The organism is Methylobacillus draconifructus (assembly GCF_045984385.1).
Taxonomy (GTDB): Bacteria; Pseudomonadota; Gammaproteobacteria; order Burkholderiales; family Methylophilaceae; genus Methylobacillus; species Methylobacillus flagellatus_A.
The window spans coordinates 227,694-246,041 of sequence record NZ_JBJQIJ010000002.1; the positions used below are offsets into that span (position 1 = coordinate 227,694).

The 18,348-nt window shown below is 56.2% G+C and carries 16 protein-coding genes; 7 read left to right on the top strand and 9 right to left on the bottom strand.

Features of this window, described 5'->3' with window-relative positions; genetic code table 11:
• Position 1 precedes the first annotated feature (1 nt).
• Positions 2-244: an accessory factor UbiK family protein gene (locus tag ACKF11_RS04935; protein WP_407996179.1), complete on the bottom strand. Its 243-nt coding sequence runs from the start codon at positions 242-244 to the stop codon at positions 2-4.
• Positions 245-495: 251 nt separating this feature from the next.
• Between ACKF11_RS04935 and ACKF11_RS04940 the strand changes: the two genes are divergently transcribed.
• From ACKF11_RS04940 to gshB, 5 genes are all read left to right on the top strand, one after another.
• Positions 496-1,287 carry a TorF family putative porin gene (locus ACKF11_RS04940; RefSeq protein ID WP_407996180.1) on the top strand — a complete coding sequence of 264 codons (792 nt, stop codon included), beginning with the start codon at positions 496-498 and terminating at the stop codon, positions 1,285-1,287.
• Positions 1,288-1,355: 68 nt separating this feature from the next.
• Entirely contained in the window at positions 1,356-1,694 is a 339-nt protein-coding gene (gene glnK / locus ACKF11_RS04945; RefSeq protein ID WP_309565763.1) for a P-II family nitrogen regulator, read from the top strand.
• A 10-nt stretch (positions 1,695-1,704) separates the two neighbouring features.
• A complete protein-coding gene (locus tag ACKF11_RS04950; protein WP_407996181.1) occupies positions 1,705-3,090 on the top strand; it encodes an ammonium transporter in 1,386 nt (461 codons plus the stop codon).
• 375 nt (positions 3,091-3,465) lie between these two features.
• Positions 3,466-4,749, top strand: a complete 1,284-nt coding sequence (gshA, locus tag ACKF11_RS04955; protein WP_407996390.1) for a glutamate--cysteine ligase — start codon at positions 3,466-3,468, stop codon at positions 4,747-4,749.
• A gap of 13 nt (positions 4,750-4,762) precedes the next feature.
• Positions 4,763-5,704, top strand: a complete 942-nt coding sequence (gene gshB, locus ACKF11_RS04960; protein WP_407996182.1) for a glutathione synthase — start codon at positions 4,763-4,765, stop codon at positions 5,702-5,704.
• Positions 5,705-5,756: 52 nt separating this feature from the next.
• On the opposite strand, the gene ACKF11_RS04965 is transcribed toward gshB, so the two are convergent.
• The 6 genes from ACKF11_RS04965 to ACKF11_RS04990 are packed head-to-tail and all read right to left on the bottom strand — an operon-like array spanning position 5,757 to position 12,625.
• Complete coding sequence (locus tag ACKF11_RS04965) at positions 5,757-9,542, bottom strand: pilus assembly protein (RefSeq protein ID WP_407996183.1); 3,786 nt, start codon at positions 9,540-9,542, stop codon at positions 5,757-5,759.
• A gap of 32 nt (positions 9,543-9,574) precedes the next feature.
• Entirely contained in the window at positions 9,575-10,183 is a 609-nt protein-coding gene (locus ACKF11_RS04970; protein ID WP_407996184.1) for a pilus assembly PilX family protein, read from the bottom strand.
• Positions 10,180-11,217 (bottom strand): PilW family protein, encoded by a 1,038-nt coding sequence (locus tag ACKF11_RS04975; protein WP_407996185.1) that lies wholly within the window; start codon positions 11,215-11,217, stop codon positions 10,180-10,182. Before ACKF11_RS04975 ends, ACKF11_RS04970 begins: the two co-directional genes overlap by 4 nt.
• Positions 11,214-11,666, bottom strand: a complete 453-nt coding sequence (locus ACKF11_RS04980; protein WP_407996186.1) for a type IV pilus modification PilV family protein — start codon at positions 11,664-11,666, stop codon at positions 11,214-11,216. Before ACKF11_RS04980 ends, ACKF11_RS04975 begins: the two co-directional genes overlap by 4 nt.
• The gene (locus ACKF11_RS04985) at positions 11,657-12,196 is read right to left on the bottom strand and encodes a GspH/FimT family pseudopilin (RefSeq protein ID WP_309565770.1); all 540 of its coding nucleotides are present in this window, start codon (positions 12,194-12,196) and stop codon (positions 11,657-11,659) included. The genes ACKF11_RS04980 and ACKF11_RS04985 overlap by 10 nt, the downstream gene beginning before the upstream one ends.
• 3 nt (positions 12,197-12,199) lie before the next feature.
• Complete coding sequence (locus ACKF11_RS04990) at positions 12,200-12,625, bottom strand: type IV pilin protein (protein WP_309565771.1); 426 nt, start codon at positions 12,623-12,625, stop codon at positions 12,200-12,202.
• A 339-nt stretch (positions 12,626-12,964) separates the two neighbouring features.
• On the opposite strand from ACKF11_RS04990, the gene fae reads away from it, so the two are divergent.
• Positions 12,965-13,516 carry a formaldehyde-activating enzyme gene (fae, locus tag ACKF11_RS04995; RefSeq protein WP_309565772.1) on the top strand — a complete coding sequence of 184 codons (552 nt, stop codon included), beginning with the start codon at positions 12,965-12,967 and terminating at the stop codon, positions 13,514-13,516.
• Between the two features lie 67 nt (positions 13,517-13,583).
• On the opposite strand, the gene ACKF11_RS05000 is transcribed toward fae, so the two are convergent.
• Positions 13,584-15,704, bottom strand: a complete 2,121-nt coding sequence (locus ACKF11_RS05000; RefSeq protein ID WP_407996187.1) for a TonB-dependent siderophore receptor — start codon at positions 15,702-15,704, stop codon at positions 13,584-13,586.
• 235 nt (positions 15,705-15,939) lie between these two features.
• On the opposite strand from ACKF11_RS05000, the gene ACKF11_RS05005 reads away from it, so the two are divergent.
• Positions 15,940-17,136 carry a PepSY-associated TM helix domain-containing protein gene (locus ACKF11_RS05005; RefSeq protein WP_407996188.1) on the top strand — a complete coding sequence of 399 codons (1,197 nt, stop codon included), beginning with the start codon at positions 15,940-15,942 and terminating at the stop codon, positions 17,134-17,136.
• Positions 17,137-17,235: 99 nt separating this feature from the next.
• Here ACKF11_RS05005 and mutY read toward each other — a convergent pair whose 3' ends face one another.
• Positions 17,236-18,348 (bottom strand): A/G-specific adenine glycosylase, encoded by a 1,113-nt coding sequence (gene mutY / locus ACKF11_RS05010; RefSeq protein WP_407996189.1) that lies wholly within the window; start codon positions 18,346-18,348, stop codon positions 17,236-17,238.

Genomic DNA, 18,348 nt, shown 5'->3' on the forward strand with positions numbered 1-18,348 from the left:
CTCAGGAAGACTGCCCCAGCTTCGTTTCAATCTCGGCTAATTGCTTTTCCAGATCAGCCAGTTGAGCCCGGGTCTTGCGTAGCACTTCCGCCTGGATATCAAACTCCTCACGCGTTACAAGCTCCAGTTTAGTGAATGCGCCCTGTAATAGTGCATGCAAATTGCGCTCTGCGCCATCGGCTGGCAAGGAAGAATATATTTCTTTGATTTTATTGGATAATTCATCAATAAACGGAGTAATCATTACGTAAAAACCTCCCAAAACATCCGCAGTTTAGCAGTTTTTCACCTGCAAAAATCCAAATTAAACATAACAAACTCAATCACTTACAAATAAAAAACAAGAAATGCACCATTCCAGACCGGGAAAATTCCCAAAAAATACCACTTAACCTGTTGTTTTATATGGATGTTGTTTTTATGGCACAGGTGTTGCTTATTACCCAACGCAGAGTTTTCGTTGCTGTTTTATTTTTAACCTTGAAAGGGTAAATCATGCGTAATTCGCTTCTAGTTGCCGCCATCGTTGGCACTTTTGCAGCACCTGCCGCCGTTATGGCCGAAGAAGCTGCTGAGGCTACATCCCCTCACACCATTACATACAACATCGGCCTCACAAGCAACTACATCTTCCGTGGTACCAGCCAATCTGGTGATCGTCCAGCTATTCAAGGTGGTATCGATTACTCACATTCCAGTGGCTTCTATGTAGGCTCATGGGCTTCCAGCATCAGCTGGCTAGCAGACACCGGTGCAGATGGTGCAGGTGGTGATCGTGCATACAATAGCTCAAGCATGGAATGGGACATCTACGGTGGTTACACTGCTGAAATCGGTGAAACTGGCATTACTTATGATGTTGGCGTGAATCAATACATCTACCCAGGTCGTAGAAATAGTGCCCCTAACACATACAACGCCGACACTACTGAAATCTACGGTGGTCTTGCATACAAGTGGGTTGCTTTGCGTTATAACTGGTCTCCAAGCAAGTCTGCATTTGGTTTCCAAGGTCGTGGCGCTAGCTATGTCGATTTGACTCTGGATATCCCATTTGGTGACAGTGGCTATAGCGCCATCGCTCACGTTGGTCGCCAAGAGTTCGGCAATGGCCCTAACGAATACGACTATACAGACTGGAAACTTGGCCTGAGCAAGGCTTGGGATAACGGTATCGTAGTGGGTGGTTACTACACCGACACCGATGCTGACCGTAGTGCATTCACTTACGGCCCTGTGTTTTCCGGTAAGGAAAACTGGACATTGTTCGTACAAAAGACTTTCTAAGAAGACAGACATGATAGAAGGCAAGGCAGATCGCCTTGCCTTTCTGCTTTTTATTAGAGGAGATAACCATGAAACTCGTATCCGCCATCATCAAGCCCTTCAAGCTTGACGAAGTGCGTGAAGCCCTGTCTTCCATTGGCGTGCAGGGGATCACCGTCACTGAAGTCAAAGGCTTTGGCCGCCAAAAAGGCCACACTGAGCTTTACCGTGGTGCAGAATACGTTGTCGACTTTTTGCCCAAGGTCAAGCTGGAAGTTGCGATTGCCGACGAATTACTTGACCAGGTAGTGGAAGTTATCGAAAAATCTGCCACAACCGGCAAAATCGGTGATGGCAAGATATTTGTCTTCGACTTGGAACAAGTCTATCGCATCCGTACTGGCGAAACCGGCACAGATGCGCTTTAAGGGGTTTGATATGAAAAAAATTCTTTCCATGATTGCACTGGTTGGCGCGCTGGGTTTTTCCGGCTTTGCGCTGGCTGAAGAAGAAGCTGTCATCGTCGATGAAGCCGTCGCCACTGAAATTGCACCCGCTGCCGCAGAAGCGGTAGAAACGACGGCTGAAGCAGTACTGTCGCTCAGCGCCGGCGATACGGCCTGGACCATCGTCGCTACTGTGCTGGTATTAGCGATGATCATTCCCGGTGTCGCCCTGTTCTACGGCGGCCTAGTTCGCACCAAGAACATGGTATCCGTCCTGACCCAAGTGTTCGTGACGACGGCGCTGATGTCCGTGATCTGGGTCGTCTACGGCTATAGCCTGGCCTTTACCGACGGCGGTAGCCTGAATGCCTATATCGGCGGATTCAGCAAAACCCTGTTGTCCGGCATCACGCCAGATACCTTGCTCGACGGCGGCACCATTCCTGAATACGTGTTCGTCACTTTTCAATTGACCTTTGCGGCGATTACCCCGGCGCTGATTGTCGGCGGTTTTGCCGAGCGCATGAAATTCTCCGCGGTGCTGGCGTTCCTCGCCTTGTGGGTGACGTTCATCTACATCCCGATCGCCCACATGGTATGGGGCGGCGGCTTCCTGGGCGACCTCGGTGCTGCTGACTTCGCAGGCGGCACCGTCGTTCACATGAATGCCGGTATTGCAGCGCTGGTAGGCGCCATCGTCGTCGGCAAACGCCTTGGATACGGCAAGGAAGCCATGCCTCCGCACAGCATCACGCTGACCATGGTAGGCGCTTCCATGCTGTGGGTAGGCTGGTTCGGCTTCAACGTCGGTAGCGAATTGGCTGCCGATGGCACTGCCGGCCTCGCGCTGATCAATACCCAAGCGGCCACTGGCGCCGCAGTGTTGGGCTGGGTATTTGCCGAATGGCTGTTCAAGGGCAAGCCTTCGCTGCTGGGTGCCGTTTCCGGCGCGGTTGCAGGCCTGGTTGCCATCACGCCTGCTTGCGGCTTCCTAGGCCCTGTCGGCTCCATCGTGTTGGGCTTCATTGCCAGCGTCATCGCTTTCTGGGCGGTCACCAGCCTCAAGGTCAAGCTTGGCTATGACGATTCCCTGGATGTCTTCGGTATCCACGGCGTAGCCGGCCTGATCGGCGCCATCGGCACCGGCATCCTCATGAGCGCTGATTTCGGCGGCATAGGCTACGAAGAGGGCGTGACCATGGGCAGCCAGCTTTATGCACAAGCGGTAGCCATTGGCGTAACCATTGTATGGGGCGGCATCGGCAGTTACATCCTGTTCAAGATCGTGGACTTGGTCATCGGCCTGCGTGCCAGCGAAGAGGCTGAACGCGAGGGCCTGGACACTTCCGAGCACGGTGAACGTGCCTATCACTACTAAGACCTTCTAGGTTCGATACAAACGGGCGCATAAGCGCCCGTTTGTATTTTTACATTCCCCTGCCAGCATCGCGCATAAAAAAATATCCAATTGCACCCAATCGGGGCAATCCTGCACCACTTCATCACAATGCCGGCGTTAAACCAGCCTAAACCGGGCTGATTCTAGCCTATAAAACTGGCACGGTGATTGCTTATGTATTAGCAAGCGTAATTTGATCTTTACGTCGCAAGACCAGGAACATCTTACTGCCTAGTTTTATGCATTATCTCCTCCTCCTCAGGGCGCTTTTAGCGCCCTTTTTTTTCGCCTCCACCCTGCTTTAGGCTAAAATCTCCGCCTACTCTTGGCTTATCAGGTGCCCCTTACAACATGATGGTTCCCCACCTTACGACTGCCCTCACCGGCCCATTGCTCACCCTGGAAAAGCGCCTGCTGGAAAACATGCCCCGCATCGAACACTGGTTCCGCAGCCAATGGCAGGAATACGGCGCGCCGTTCTATGCCTCGGTGGATCTACGCAACGCGGGCTTCAAGCTCGCCCCGGTGGACACCAACCTGTTCCCGGGCGGCTTCAACAACCTGAACCCGGACTTCCTGCCATTGTGCATCCAGGCCGCCATGGTGGCGGTGGAAAAGATCTGCCCTGATGCGCGCCGCCTGCTGCTGATCCCGGAGAACCACACGCGCAATACCTTCTACCTGCGCAATGTCCATGCCCTCACCCATATCCTGCGCCAGGCCGGCCTGGAAGTCCGCATCGGCAGCATTGCGCCCGAGATTACCGCACCCACCTTCCTGGAAACGCACGATGGCCACAGCATCCTGCTGGAACCCGTACAACGCAAAGGCAATCGCCTGTTACTGGATAACTTCGACAGCTGCGCCGTCCTGCTCAACAACGACCTTTCCGGCGGCGTTCCCGATATCCTGCAGGGCCTTGAACAATCGCTGATCCCGCCCTTGCATGCAGGCTGGGCCACGCGCCGCAAGTCCAAGCATTTCGCCGCGTATAACCGCGTGGTGGAGGAATTCGCCCCGTTGATCGGCACAGACCCGTGGCTGCTCAATCCCTATTTCGACACCTGTGGCGGGCTGGATTTCCACGCCCGCACCGGCGAAGAGCAACTCGCCGAAAAAGTGGAAGCCTTATTGGCTAGAATCCGCGAAAAATATGCGGAATATGGCGTCAACCAGGAGCCCTTCGTCATCGTCAAGGCCGACGCCGGCACCTATGGCATGGGCATCATGACCGTCAAAAGCGCTGACGACGTCCGAGACCTCAACCGCAAGCAGCGCAACAAAATGTCCGTGGTGAAGGAGGGCCTCAAAGTGAGCGAGGTCATCCTGCAGGAGGGGGTGTATACCTTCGAGCACCTCAATGACGCCGTGGCCGAGCCTGTCGTCTACATGATGGACCACTTCGTGGTGGGCGGCTTCTACCGCGTCCATACCTCACGCGGCGCCGACGAAAACCTCAATGCGCCAGGCATGCATTTCGAACCCCTGGCATTTGAGACGCCATGCTCCACGCCGGACTGTGCCGGCGCGCCGGATGCGGCGCCCAACCGCTTCTATGCCTACGGCGTGGTGGCGCGCCTGGCCTTGCTTGCCGCCACCATCGAGCTGCAGGAAACCGACCCGGACTTGCTGGACTGACTAGGGGCTAATTATGCGCATTGCCTTCATCCTCGACCCGCTCGACAGCCTCAAGCCGTACAAGGACACCAGCCTCGCCATCATGCGCGAAGCCGCGTCGCGCGGGCACTCCTTATTCGTGGCGTTGCAACACGGTCTTTTGCTGCGCCACCATGAAGCCAGGCTGCGTAGCCGGCCTTTCAGATTCATTGACGGCACCCCTTGGTATTCGCTAGGCAACATCCATGAAGAAGCTCCCGAAGCGTTCGATGCCATCCTCATGCGCAAGGATCCGCCGTTCGACAACGAATACCTATACAGCACCTACCTGCTGGAGCAGGCGGCCAGGCAAGGCGCACGCGTTTATAACAACCCAAGCTCCATTCGAGACTGGAACGAAAAGCTCGCGGTGCTCAACTTCCCGCAGTTCGCACCTGCGTTCCTGGTCTCCAGCGAGCAGGCACTGATCCGCGAGTTCCTGGCGGAACACCAGGATATTGTCGTGAAACCGCTGGACGGCATGGGCGGCAGCAGCGTGTTCCGCCTCCAACAAGGCGACCCCAACCTCGGCGTCATCCTTGAAACCATCACGCGCCACGGCAGCCAGACCATCATGGCCCAGCGCTACCTGCCCGACATCACGCAAGGCGACAAGCGCATCATCGTCATTGACGGCGAACCGCTGCCCTACGCCCTGGCCCGCATCCCGCAAAACGGCGAGACGCGCGGCAACCTGGCCGCAGGCGGCAAAGGCGTGGCCCAGCCGCTGACAGGGCGCGACTACGAAATCGCCAATGCCGTCGGCAAGGTACTTAAGGAAAAGGGATTGTTCCTGGTCGGCCTGGACGTGATCGGCGAGCACCTGACCGAAATCAACGTCACCAGCCCGACCGGCATGGTGGAAATTGCCGCACAAACAGAATGCAACCCGGCCGGCATCCTGCTAGACAGGCTGGAAAAATTGGCTCAGGAATAAATAAAAAAGCCAGGAAACAATCCTGGCTTTAAGAGGTTATTTCCCTCACTCGCTATCTGGTCAGCTCACGCCAGCCTGTACGTCTTGACACGCTATCAGATGCAGCCGTATCAATGCCTATAGTGGTTTTCCGGCCTTGCGCGTCGGTAATGATTGCCTTGAGCTGCCCGTTCGGCAAGCGGACAATCACCATCCCCACGGACAGCCCCGTTGCAAGCTTCTGACCGAAATGCGTCGCGCCGGGCACCATCAAGCCCGTCCTGTAATCAAACTGGTAAACCCGGGTTGTCCCGCCCAGTGAGCAACCATCTGAATTCACGTTGTCGATCTGCGGCGTATTGCTGTTGACCGTCAGCGTGCCTAACGCCAGCTGGGGATCAAGATTCACCCGTTCGCGCGATTCGGGCAAATCGACATACCAGCCTCCGCCTGCCCAATCCAGATCGCTGCCTGCAATCGAAGAGGTCGTATCGCCATGGGTAATCGTCCTTGGCGTCAAAGCACGCCCGTTATAACTTACGCCATTGTCACGGATTGCATAGACAGATTGCACCTGGGTATTCGTCACATCGCTTAACCCCAAATAACGGCCTGTTGCCACAAAAATCACTGGCTCCGCCACTTTGGGCAGTTTACCGATTTCCGGCCTTGTAGTAATGGGCTGTCCCAAGCCATTGGGATCAGTCAGCTTGGCCATCCGGACAGCTTGTAAAGAAGTTGCCTCAAGATTCACCTTCCATAAATTCCCTTCCAGATCGCCTCCATATACCGCTACGGAGGTTGCATTGATATCGGCATTGCCGTTGATGCCCGAACTGCTGGCCAGTTTGGCGAAACCGCTCGGGCTTTCCGCCGTCCCTACACCTGTGCCGACTTTATCAAGCAATTCGCCTGTAATGGCATCGACGATATACAAATACCCTTGGCCGTTGCCTGGCGAGACATTGTTGTAGCCCGACGTGAAAATCACCACCCAGCGGCCGGGACGAGCATTCCCCTCGGGCAGCTTGGTAATGATGGGATTGCCGTATGTCAGGCCCAGGTCCTCATCCCAACGGTTGCAATAGCTGTTGGTATGGCAGAATTCCCACAACGCCTTCGGATTGTCTTCATCGGTCACATCCAGAGCATAATATCCGCGCCCGCCAGCATTCAGCCCGCCGACAAGAATCGTGCGCCAGGCCGAAGTAGCGGCATCGTAAACATCCATGACCTGGGGCGACCCATCCACCAGGAACTGGTGATTGGCGCCATAGTTCTTGTCCGCCAGCTTGTACAAGTTCGGCATGACGGACTGCGGCACATAGGCCCAGCTCTCATTGCCGTTGGTGGTGTTGAACGCGTGCAGCATGCCGTCATTGCCGCCGACATACAGCATGCCATGGCGATCGGCATGATCATTCTTGAAGGTCTGATAATTAGGCGCCACGTTGTCAATGAAGTTGAATCGCGGCTGCTTCACGTATGCGGGCGCCGAATTCACGATATCGCCCAGCAAATGCGTGCGCAAACGGTATGCCTTGTCCGTCTGGCTCACTTCGCCGCTATTGACAGACTGCCCGCGCAGGTAATTCAGCAGGTTCTCGCCCGAATTTGCAATCTCTTTGAGATCTGCATTGAAACCATTGCATTGCGAGAGCAGTTCGCACTTGTTATTGAAATAGGCTTTTTCCTCAGTGCTCAGGTTGTCCCAGGCAAACGGCTCGATTGCTTTGGTATCACGGTTAAACTTGAAAATGCTCCGTCCGCCACTCAACTGAGCCTGCGCGCTCCATACATGCGCTTCGCTTACGGTGCCATCGGCCGGGTTGATCGTCTGCGCCTGCACATCGCCGTCCCAGTGCACGCTACGGTAAGTGGAGCTGAAGATATAGTTATCGGTTTGGGTAATATTGGGGCTACTGGTTGCAGATGCGGCCGCTGCACCCGTTCTATCTGATACGCCAGCCAATGCACTACGCAATCCAGATATCAGTTCTTTTGGCTGTTTGGCGCTGAAATACAAGCCACGGCCATTGACTGCGGCGTGCCAGAGATCGTCTAGGGCACTGGGAGCGTCAGCAGCAGGGATAGGCCAGTTGCACACTTCCCCCGGCGCCCAATGGCAATCCACGGCACCTTGCTTGATCATGGCAAAATCACCGTCATTGGCGATTTCATAATCAGAACGATAATTCATCTCGCCGTCCAGCCCCAAACCCAGCGTAAAAGTGTTCATGTGCTGTGCCGAAATCCTATCTTTACTCGTCGTCGGCACCTTGTTTTCCATGTCCTCTCGCAAATCAGTCTGGTAGTAATACATGGCGACATCAGCAAGTGTTTCAGCGGCCAATGAAACTGTTTTTTTATTTACAACCGTCGTTGGGTTTCCGTCATATGCTCCATCGGCTCGCCTAGAGTAGCCTCCATCTGTACTATCCTGTGTCCCGATTTCACCACCATCTTTCGTCATTCCCTTATTGCCATTCCAGTAACCATCCGTGGTCAAGATAGTGAAGTTCTGTTGGCAAGCAAATTGCACAGGATCATCTTTCATTCCCGCATTGATTCCAGTAGTTACTCCTGCAAAATGGCGACCTACACGGGATAGTGCTTCTCTGAGAGGCGTTCCTCCTGAAGCTTCTGAAGAATAAAACTTCTTATACCAGTTTGCTTTATGAGCAGACTCGAATGTATCAATCTTTAAATATTTATTAGCGCTCACTGGCGACCCAGGATTAATTGTGATGAACCCTACGCGATAATTATTATCAATTGTTGCAAATGCCTGCCCTGCTGCGCTTTTCATTGCGAAAGATCGGGTACGGTAATAGGCATACCAGTTGGCGAAATTGGTCATTTCTTCTGCATAACTGCACGAAGTGCCAGCGCAATCTATACGATCTGCATATTTCGTAAATGTTTTATCTGATGTGATATCAGTACGTACAAAATCGCCATAACGTGCATAACGATGATCACTATCATGTTTAGCTTGGCACGCATCTGTTCCACTCACTACAGATGTACTGCCAGCATCAGCAGCAGTTTTACAATACCTAACATATGCAGGCCTTGCATATGTTAGAGATGACGTCGATTGACAATCGGTAAGATTAACGTCCTGACAATACTCTTTAGGCGTTATCAGGAAATAATGAGGATTACTATTTCGAGTGCGCCCTGTCGAAAATGTACTATCGGGCCAATCATAACCACGAGTAGTGCCGGTTGTAGGCCCATCTATTCCATTTCGTTTGCATACCGTTTCATTTCTTCTAGTGCTAGAGTTGTAAACCGAACCGCAATATTCTCTCTCTGGATATTGAGTCAAAATATTCGCGGACGCAGAATTCTGTGTGCACGAGTTAGTATCAATAGCATGACCAACCACCCTCACTGCTTGCCAGCCATTGGTATTAGTACCATTCATGGTTGGCAATGTTTGTGATATATCACAAGGATTTATTGGCGGCGTGTAACTGATAGCAGGGTTGTAATAAATCGCATTAACCAAAGGACTGTAGACTGGAGGATCACCACCTGCAGTTGGTTTACTTTGACCACTTTGTGAAGTACCTGCACATGACGCACTCATGTTGCCATTACTTGCCTTGCATTTACCTGCTCGATAATTGCCGTATCCAAGGAAATCCGGCATAAAATTGAAGTTCATGCTCCCCGAATCATCCAATACAAACATCACGTTAGGACGCACTACCGTCCCTGAAGCTGTAGATAGAGGATTGCTGGAAATATCTGTAACTGCAGCCTGGGCAAACCAGGTATTCGTCATTAGCACCGCCGCAATTAGCAGAGCCTGCCACCATAATCCTTTTTGATTTTTTTGTTGCTGCATTGTCTTGCTCCCTGGAAATGCTGGGGTTCTATCTATACCGGCACCATGACCGTGGCCTGCACGATGCTGACGGTGTTCCTTGGCCCGAGCACGCGGACCGTGATGCGGTAGTACACGGACGGATTGGACTGGTAAACGGCCGCGCCGATCTGCAGGCTGCTGCCCAGCGAAGCATTGGTGACTGGCGCCTTGGATAACGAGGTGGAGCAGGAATTGGCCTGGCCTGTGCCGTCCTCGCCGTTATAGGCCCCTGTGGTACGGCAGAGCCGGTGGATCAGGTACTGCACGCGGTTGCCTGCCGCATCGGTGCCCAGGTCCACGGCATTGCTCCAGACCGCATTGCCATACCAGTCCGGCTCTGTGGTGAGGGTATTGGCAATATAGCCGTGGGAGGTGTTGTTGTCATTCAGCGCATTGCGGTTGTTGTCCAGCCAAACCAATGCCGCCTGCAAACCGCGGTCGGCGGACATGGTGGCTGATTGCTTGAAGGCAAGATTGCCGGCAATGACATTGCCGGAATCCACGGCGCGCCATAAGGCCAGGCCTGCCAGCGTCATGGCGATCAGCACGATCAGCGCCACCATGAGTACGACGCCGCGCTGGCGCATGACGCTCGAACTTGTTAGCAAGGACGTCTTCATGAAGGGGGCTTCCATAAGATGTTGCGGATCACCACGGTGGTTTCAAACACCCGGTAGCGATACTGCTGCCAATCCGCCAGGTTGGAGACGTTGCTGAAAGTGCCGCCTGCCCAGCTCGGCACTTCCGTCGTGACTGCGCTTGTTTCCTTTTTGCTGCTGCGGCTCACCAGCCCGACACGGATGGCGATGACTTTCTCCCATTCATCCCAGCTGACCACGCCACTGCTATCCAAATCCGGTGATGCGCGATACTCGTCCACGGTGTTTTCCGTATCGCCATCCAGGTTGAGGCCGTAATCGGCCTGCAGATCGACGATACCATCCGCCACCAGCTCCGCCTCGCCAGTGAGCTCGGAAAATACCTGCAATCCGCCATCCACGATGGAATACCGGTTGCTGACCGGGCTCCTGCCCATGTTGTATACCTGCGCACCGGAACTGAACACCTGGCTACCGCGATAACGCGCCGTGGTAGCGACCTGGATGTCGTTCTGGTAAGGGTTCGCTGGCGTAGCCGTAATCTGGGCCAAATCGCAATCCAGGCCAGGTGCTGCCACGACGACCACATCGCCGACGGTGAAGCCGAAACGATTGGTGACCGTGTATACCGTATTGGTGCCGGTAGCCGCTGAGTCTTTCATGAGCGCAGACGGACTGGTCACCATGCTGGCATTGCTATAGGTCAACTGGATCTCATCCGGAGCCGTGTCCAGACCCTGGGTAATCACCGTCGGGGTAAACAGGAAACGTACATCCCGCCCGGTGGTGCTATCGACGCCTGCCACTTGGCAGCCCAGGTTCTGCGATACGTTCATGCCGTAGCCGGATTGGCGGATATCGCGCTCTATCGCCAACAGGGCCAGCGCACCATTCTGCTGGGCTGTGCCGCCGCTGTTGGTCGTGCGGTTGCTGTCCTGCGATACGGACAACACCTGCGCGATCACCAGCAGGCCCAGCAGGCCGATGGTCATGCCGACCATGATTTCCACCAGGCTGTACCCGGCATGATGCTTCAAGATTGCGCTCGTCTTCATGGCGTTGGGTTGTTATTGATATAGGCCACGGTGGTATGGCTATGCGGCTCGGTTTCTGAAGGCGGCTGCCAGAATACGGTCACCGTCGCGGTATAGCCTGCGGTCGCGTCTCCCGCGATCACGACCGTGGGCGCTTTGGTCTCGGCACCGGGCAGACGCTTTTTCACGTCGGCCAGCCACTCCGCCAGCGTTTCTGAGCTGCCTCCCGGCAGGCCGTAGTTCGCGATCTGGGATGGCCCGGCGGTCCAGATGCTGGCAACCAGGCGATTGGCGAGATAGCTTGCCTCCAAGCGGTATTGCGCGTCGGATACGGTCCTCATGGAAGCAGCCTGCAAGCCGATGATCGCCAATATGCCCATGGAAAACACCAGGATCGCGATCAGCCCCTCCAGCAGGATGGAGCCGCCCTGGGCAGCGCGTAGCTTTTGATGTACAGGCCTTAGGCGCATACGCGTGGGTCTCCAACTGTCGAAATGCCAGGGTCGCAGAAATGTACGCTGCCGCCCCGGATCAGGATGCGCAGGTTCCGGCCGTTGCCTTCGTTCGCGGCAATATCCACCTGGCGCATGACGTTGCTGCCATCATTGTTGAACGTGACCCGGCCCAGCCCGTTGAAGGTCACGCTGGTGGCGCCTGCCGGCACCACTTCGACATTGACGTTGACCGCGCCTTCAGTGCTTTCCTTGCTCTGGATGACTTCGGGGCAATCCTCCACGCCATCGTTGTCGGCATCGGCCACCACCACCTGGCAGCCGATCGTCCAGGTGGCATTGCCGCTCAAGGTGAACACGACATTGACGTTGCGGCGGATAGCCTCGGCCCGCGCGAGTTGCAAGCCTGTATTCAAGCCTTCCGCGGCGGAGCGTATCTGGAAGTTCAGCAACATTTCCCGGAAGCTGGGGACGGCCACCGCCAATAGAATCGTCAATACCGTCAAGGTCACGATCAACTCCACCAATGTAAAGCCGCGTTGCTTCATGCCTCAGCAGCTCCCGCCGTGCTTGGTGATCCAGCAATTCGCCGGCACCGTGGCATCGGGAAACGCCGTCGTCCGGCGTGCATTATCCTGGTTGATGGTGAATTCGTAACCGGTCATGCCTTGCGCCGCCACACCAGTAGCCGTGATGAGGAAGGTCTGGTCTCCGTTGGGCGTGCCGCATGCGTAAGTAAAATACTGCACCGCAGGGGCGGCTGGCATGACGACATCCTCGCAGCTGTAACGGCGCTTATCCTGGTAGTTGCGCTCCATGCGGTTGCGGATATCGGACAATTGCGAGATGGCCTCGGCCACCTTGGCACGCGCCACGTAGCGCGAATAGGAAGGCACGGCGATGGATGCCAGAATGGCGATAATGGCCACCACAATCATCAGTTCGATCAAGGTAAAGCCCTTTTGCCCAGGTTTCATCAGAACTCCTTTTTTGCCCAGAATGCATCATGCAGTGCAAGCCCGCTCGTTTGCCAATTCTTCCGACAAACGGAAGCGCTGCACCGATAAACGGTATAACGATCGCAGCTCAGCTGAATTTAGCCATTTAGAGCGGCTGCCAAAAACTTTCCTGGCGTCCTTGTCCCGACACTTTTAGTGTGCCGGCACAGCCGCCCAGTCAGATGGCTTCACTGAGTTTTGTCAGACGTCTTTAGCAAACTTTAACAAGGGACTGAACATGCCGGAAGTTTGCCCCGCCCCTGCCGCTTGGGTAAAATACAGCGTTTCGTTCATTATCTCTCCCTTAAGGATACCCAGATGTCAAAAATCGTTTTCAAGGCTGGTGAAGCCACTATTTTCAGCGAAGGCAAGGACGTCACCGCGGCTATGCCAGAAATCGTGATCGGCGCTGTTGACGGCCCAGTCGGCCAGGCGTTTGCCAACCTGATGGCGCAGACCAAGGGCCATTCCGCCATGTTCGCCGTACGCGACATCAACCAGCTGGTACGTCCCGCCACCATGATGGTGCCTAAGGTGACGTTGAAGGATTCCATCAACATCGAACTGTTCGGCGGCGTAGTGCAGGCCGCTACCGCCGATGCGATCCTCGACTGTGTGATCGAAGGCATCATCCCCAAGGACCAGGTCAACGACTTGGCCATCATCAGCCTGGTCTGGATCGATCCAGGCTGCGGCCCGCTGGCGAAGGAAGGCAAGCTGGACAAGGCCGACATGTACAAGAACAACTACGAAGCCACCAAGCTCGCGATCAAGCGCGCCCTGAACGATGAGCCGACCATCGACGAACTGATCGCCAACCGCCACAAGATCAAGCACTGCATGTGGGAGGAAAGCTGGGGCGATATCTAAGCCTGGCTTCATTCTAAAAAGCCCGCTGAGCGGGCTTTTTTATTGCCTCATCATCGAAAGTAAGCGCTTACCAATAATAGGTGGCGCTGGCAATCACTTGCCTGCGCGGCCCCAGCCAGCAATCGCCCCGCGAGATGCAAGTGGATACATACTCCTTATCGAACAGGTTGCTGGCATTGAGCGCATAGCGCCACGACCCGTAATCCAGCCCGAGCATGGCATCGACCAGGGTGACGTCGGGCGCCTTGACCTGCTCGTTGGCATCCTGGCTGCTGCCGATGTAGCGCACGCCGAGCCCGGCGCGGAACCCGTGCAGGTCGCCCAGCGCAAAACGCTGCACCGCCCATGCAGAAGCCAGGTGCTTGGGAATGGTCTCGACCTGGTTGTCTCGCTCGGCCGGGTTGTTGGTCTTGTTGTAGCGCGCATCCAGGTAGCTATAGCTTGCAATCAGGCTCAGGTGGTTGGTCAAAGAGCTGGTCGCTTCCAATTCGAGGCCTCTTGTATGAATTTCGCCTCTCTGGACTGAATAGTTGGGGTTGACGGGATCGGGCGTCTGGCGGTTCTGGTCGCGCATATCGAACACTGCCGCAGTCAGGCGCGTGCGGGACCCTGGCGGCTCGTACTTCACCCCCAGCTCCCATTGTTTGCCGCGCTGTGGTTCGAACAGGCCGCCCAAGCGGTCTGTTCCGGCAACAGGCAAGAAGGATTCGGCATAGCTGACATAAGGCGCCCAGCCGTTCTCGGCCAAATAGGTCAGGCCGTAGCGTTCCGTGGTTGCGTAATCCCGCTTGGTCTCCGCTCCCTGGACTTCATTCTTGGCCTCGTCGCGGCGTATGCCGGCCGTCAGCACCCATTGCTTGTAGCGCACTTGGTCCTGCACGTAGACGCCGACCTGGGTCAGGCGCGAGAACGATGGTGTCAATACAAGACCGGACGTATCTACAGGGGTGTAAATTGGGTCGTAGACATTAATCGAGTTATTGGGATTGAGGGAAAAACCGGCGTTCTTGGCTTGGCGAAAACGTCCGTAATCCAAGCCCAGCAGCAAAGTATGTGAAAAATCGCCGGTATTGAAGCTGGCTTCCAGGTGATTGTCGAGATTGACGGTCTTGGAATTCGTCTCGGAAACATCCACGTACCGGTTCAGCACGCGCTGGTTGGCATCAATATAAGGGTTGGCGCTGAAACTGTCGGGGTAGAGGCTGCGGTAATCGTTCGTGCTGCTGGTGTAGCGGGCGTTTTGCCTGAACTTCAGGTGGTCGCTGAACGCATGCTCGAGTGCCCAGCCCAGATGGGTGGATTCGGAGACGTAGCGGTCGAAGCCGGGATCGCCGAGATAGGTGTCGAACGGAATATTGCCGTTCGGGTTGGGACGCAGCACGCCGGACCAAGGCAGGAATTGCGGCGTAGGCCGCCCGTTATTGCGCTGGTACTGGGCCAGCAAGGTAACGCTGGTGCGATCGTTCGGCTTCCAGGTCAGCGAAGGCGCAATCAGGGTGCGCTCGTCCCCTGCATGCTTGACCTGGCTCTCGCTATCGCGTCCCAACAATACCAAGCGGTAGAACAAACTGTCGCTGTCCGCGACCGGCCCCGTGAAATCGGCCTGCAATTGCTTGCGCTGGTAATTGCCGAGCAGGACGCTCATTTCGCGCTTGGTTTCCGTCTGCGGGCGCTTGGACACCAGGTTGACCACGCCGCCGACGCCGCCCGCCCCGTACAGCATGGAAGAAGGCCCCCGCAACACCTCGACGCGCTCCATGGCATAAGGGTCGGGACGTACGGTCTCGGAGTAGAAGGTGTTGATCTGGCGCAGGCCATTCAGGTACTGCGTGGCATCCATGCCGCGGATGGCATAGGAATCCGACCTTGAATCCAACCCGTACTGGTCGGACACGACCCCGGCAGTGTAGCGCAGGACTTCCTGTATCGATTGCGCGCGCTGGTCTTCAATCTGATCTGCCGTGATCACGGAGACGGATTGCGGCGTCTCTAGGATGCCGGTGTCCGTCTTAGTCGCCGTCGCGCTTCGCTTGGCGGTATAGCCGCGTACGGCGCTTGTGGGGGTTTCCTTTTCCAAGTGGCTGCTCACCTGCACTTCCGGCAATTTCTCCTCGGCAGCTTGTGCCTGCATGATGGCAAGGCTGACCAGCCACCCGCACATACGGTAATGTGTAGATTTGGGTTTCATGATGCTCCCGCATTGAATTCAGCAATGCCGGGCAAGCCTGCGAACGCAAGGCGTGGGACAGGGAATTGCCCAGCGGTGCAAATTCCCCGATCAGATATGGTGATACTGATGCAGCCAGTCGAAATTCCGGCCTACAAGATGCACAAAATTACTGTTGTGCTTGATTATTTTTAATAAAACTCATTATCTATTATATAAAATATCGACTTTTACCTCCACCCATTATTGCTTTTCAATGCGTAAATACCTGGTTGTCATCCATCGCTGGTTCGGCCTCGCCATGGCCGTGTTCCTCTTCATCGCCGGGCTGACCGGCGCCGTGATCTCGTGGGACCACGAGCTGGACGAGTGGCTGAATCCCGCATTGTTCCACGCGTCCGGCGAAGGAACCGCGCGATCCCCGCTGGCGCTTGCCAACCAGTTGGAACAGGAGCGCCCGCAATTGATGGTAACGTATCTGCCGCTTGCCATAGAACCTGGCCATACGCTGGGCATGAGCGTCAGCGCCACACCGGATGCGGCGACTGGAAAAGCCAAACCGCTGGGTTACAACCAGGTGGCCCTCAACCCGGCCAATGGCGAAATCCAGGGCCAGCGCGAATGGGGCGCCGTGTCGCTGACGCGCGAGAACCTGCTGCCGTTTCTCTACAAGCTGCATTACAGCATGCATATCCCCGACGCCTGGGGCTTGGAACTCGGGGTGCTGTTCATGGGCATCATCGCCATCATCTGGGTGTTCGACAACCTGATCGCGCTGTGGATATCGTTTCCCAACTTCAAGTCCTGGCGCAAATCGTTCGCCTTTCGCTGGAAGCAGGGCGGCTACAAGCTCAATTTCGACCTGCACCGCTCCGGCGGCGTCTGGGTATGGCTGCTGTTGCTCATGCTAGCCGTTACCTCCGTCTCCATGAACCTGAATTTCCAGGTCATGCGGCCGCTGGTGGAAACCTTCTCCAGCCTCAGCCCCAGCCCGTTCGCATCCCGCATGCCGCAGCCCGAGGACGAACCGTTGCTGCCGGGCATCCGGCGCGAGCAAGTCCTGGAGATTGCGCGTGCAGAGGCCCGCAAACGCGGTTGGACGGCACCGGCTGGCGCCGTGTTCTACTCGCCCGCGTTCGGGCTCTATGGCGTGGGATTCTTCGAGACCGGCAACGACCATGGCGACGGCGGCCTGGGCAATCCCTGGCTCTATTTCGACGGCAAGGACGGCAGCATGGCCGGAGAAAGCATTCCCGGCACAGGCAGCGCAGGAGACATCTTCATGCAAGTCCAGTTTCCGCTGCACTCCGGACGTATCCTGGGATTGCCGGGGCGCATCCTGATTTCGGTCATGGGCGCGGTTGTCGCCATGCTGAGCGTGACAGGCATCATCATCTGGCTGCGCAAGCGGCAATCGCGACGACTGGACCAGAGGACCAGAAGAGCCGCCTAGACACCGCATTAAGCACAGCGACTCTGGCCAGGCTTCCGTAGACAATACAAACAACACGGTAAGGCAGGGCAACAACGACAGAAGGATAGCGGCTCTACATCAAACTAACGCCAGTTGCCGCTGGCCCGGGCTTGCAACCTGTTGCTGTGCAGCCAAGGCCTGCAGTATCTTGCGCACCGGCACCGGCAGCGCGGCGTCGATCGCCTCATCCAGCGCAATCCATTGCAGGCCCGGCTCCCGCGCCTGCAAAGGCAAGGCATCCACGGGCATATGGTTGGCGGTGATGTGCAACTTGAAATGCGTGAATACATGGGTCAGCTGCACAAGCGAAACCGGCGCAGCTCCCTCCACTCCGAATGCCTGCCTCCCCCATGCCCGTCCGTCCTGGCCGATCTCCAGTTCAGGCAGGCTCCATAGCCCGCCCCAGATACCGCTATCCGGGCGCTTCTGCAGCAAGACGCGGCCTTCATGCGTCATCACCAGCATCTGCACGGCTTTCTCCGGGATGGTCTTGCGCGGCTTGGAAGCAGGCAGTTCGCCAACGCGCTCCGCCAGCAGCGCGCCGCAATCCTCCTGCAATGGGCAATTGGCGCAACGCGGACGGCTGCGGACGCAAACCGTGGCTCCCAGGTCCATCAAGGCCTGCGCATAAGTGCCCATTTCCGCCTGGGGCTGCATTGCTTCGGCGATCTGCCACAGCTTTTTCTCGACGCTGGGCAGGCCCGGCCAGCCCTCGACCAGGAAATAACGCGCAAACACGCGTTTTACGTTGCCGTCCATGATCGGCTGCGGCAGCCCGAATGCGAACGAGGAGATGGCGGCCGCCGTGGAGCGGCCGATCCCCGGCAAGGCCTGGATGACATCGAAATCGCGCGGAAATTCGCCCGCATGCAGGCTCACCACCTGCTGCGCCGCCTTGTGCAGGTTGCGCGCGCGCGAATAATAGCCCAAGCCGCTCCAGTGCTGCATGACGTCATCCTGGCTAGCCGCCGCAAGGCTGGCAATGCTCGGGAAACGCCGCATGAACTTCTGGTAGTAGCCGATCACCGCCGCCACTTGCGTCTGTTGCAGCATGATCTCCGACACCCAGATGGCATACGGGTCGTACGTATTCTGCCAAGGCAGGTCGTGGCGGCCGTGCTGTTTCTGCCAGGCTACCAGCCTGTCGGCGATGGGAGGGTATTGCGTCAGGGTCATCTCAGCGAGATTCAT

Excerpts from the sequence above, each read along its gene's own strand:
- ACKF11_RS04985 (WP_309565770.1), bottom strand. The coding sequence starts at position 12,196 with ATGAAGCAACGCGGCTTTACATTGGTGGAGTTGATCGTGACCTTGACG.
- ACKF11_RS04990 (WP_309565771.1), bottom strand. The coding sequence starts at position 12,625 with ATGAAACCTGGGCAAAAGGGCTTTACCTTGATCGAACTGATGATTGTG.
- gshA (WP_407996390.1), top strand. The coding sequence starts at position 3,466 with ATGGTTCCCCACCTTACGACTGCCCTCACCGGCCCATTGCTCACCCTG.
- glnK (WP_309565763.1), top strand. The coding sequence starts at position 1,356 with ATGAAACTCGTATCCGCCATCATCAAGCCCTTCAAGCTTGACGAAGTG.
- ACKF11_RS05000 (WP_407996187.1), bottom strand. The coding sequence starts at position 15,704 with ATGAAACCCAAATCTACACATTACCGTATGTGCGGGTGGCTGGTCAGC.
- ACKF11_RS04970 (WP_407996184.1), bottom strand. The coding sequence starts at position 10,183 with ATGAAGACGTCCTTGCTAACAAGTTCGAGCGTCATGCGCCAGCGCGGC.
- ACKF11_RS04950 (WP_407996181.1), top strand. The coding sequence starts at position 1,705 with ATGAAAAAAATTCTTTCCATGATTGCACTGGTTGGCGCGCTGGGTTTT.
- ACKF11_RS04935 (WP_407996179.1), bottom strand. The coding sequence starts at position 244 with ATGATTACTCCGTTTATTGATGAATTATCCAATAAAATCAAAGAAATA.
- gshB (WP_407996182.1), top strand. The coding sequence starts at position 4,763 with ATGCGCATTGCCTTCATCCTCGACCCGCTCGACAGCCTCAAGCCGTAC.
- ACKF11_RS04965 (WP_407996183.1), bottom strand. The coding sequence starts at position 9,542 with ATGCAGCAACAAAAAAATCAAAAAGGATTATGGTGGCAGGCTCTGCTA.
- fae (WP_309565772.1), top strand. The coding sequence starts at position 12,965 with ATGTCAAAAATCGTTTTCAAGGCTGGTGAAGCCACTATTTTCAGCGAA.
- mutY (WP_407996189.1), bottom strand. The coding sequence starts at position 18,348 with ATGAATCTCGCTGAGATGACCCTGACGCAATACCCTCCCATCGCCGAC.
- ACKF11_RS04975 (WP_407996185.1), bottom strand. The coding sequence starts at position 11,217 with ATGAAGACGAGCGCAATCTTGAAGCATCATGCCGGGTACAGCCTGGTG.
- ACKF11_RS04980 (WP_407996186.1), bottom strand. The coding sequence starts at position 11,666 with ATGCGCCTAAGGCCTGTACATCAAAAGCTACGCGCTGCCCAGGGCGGC.
- ACKF11_RS05005 (WP_407996188.1), top strand. The coding sequence starts at position 15,940 with ATGCGTAAATACCTGGTTGTCATCCATCGCTGGTTCGGCCTCGCCATG.
- ACKF11_RS04940 (WP_407996180.1), top strand. The coding sequence starts at position 496 with ATGCGTAATTCGCTTCTAGTTGCCGCCATCGTTGGCACTTTTGCAGCA.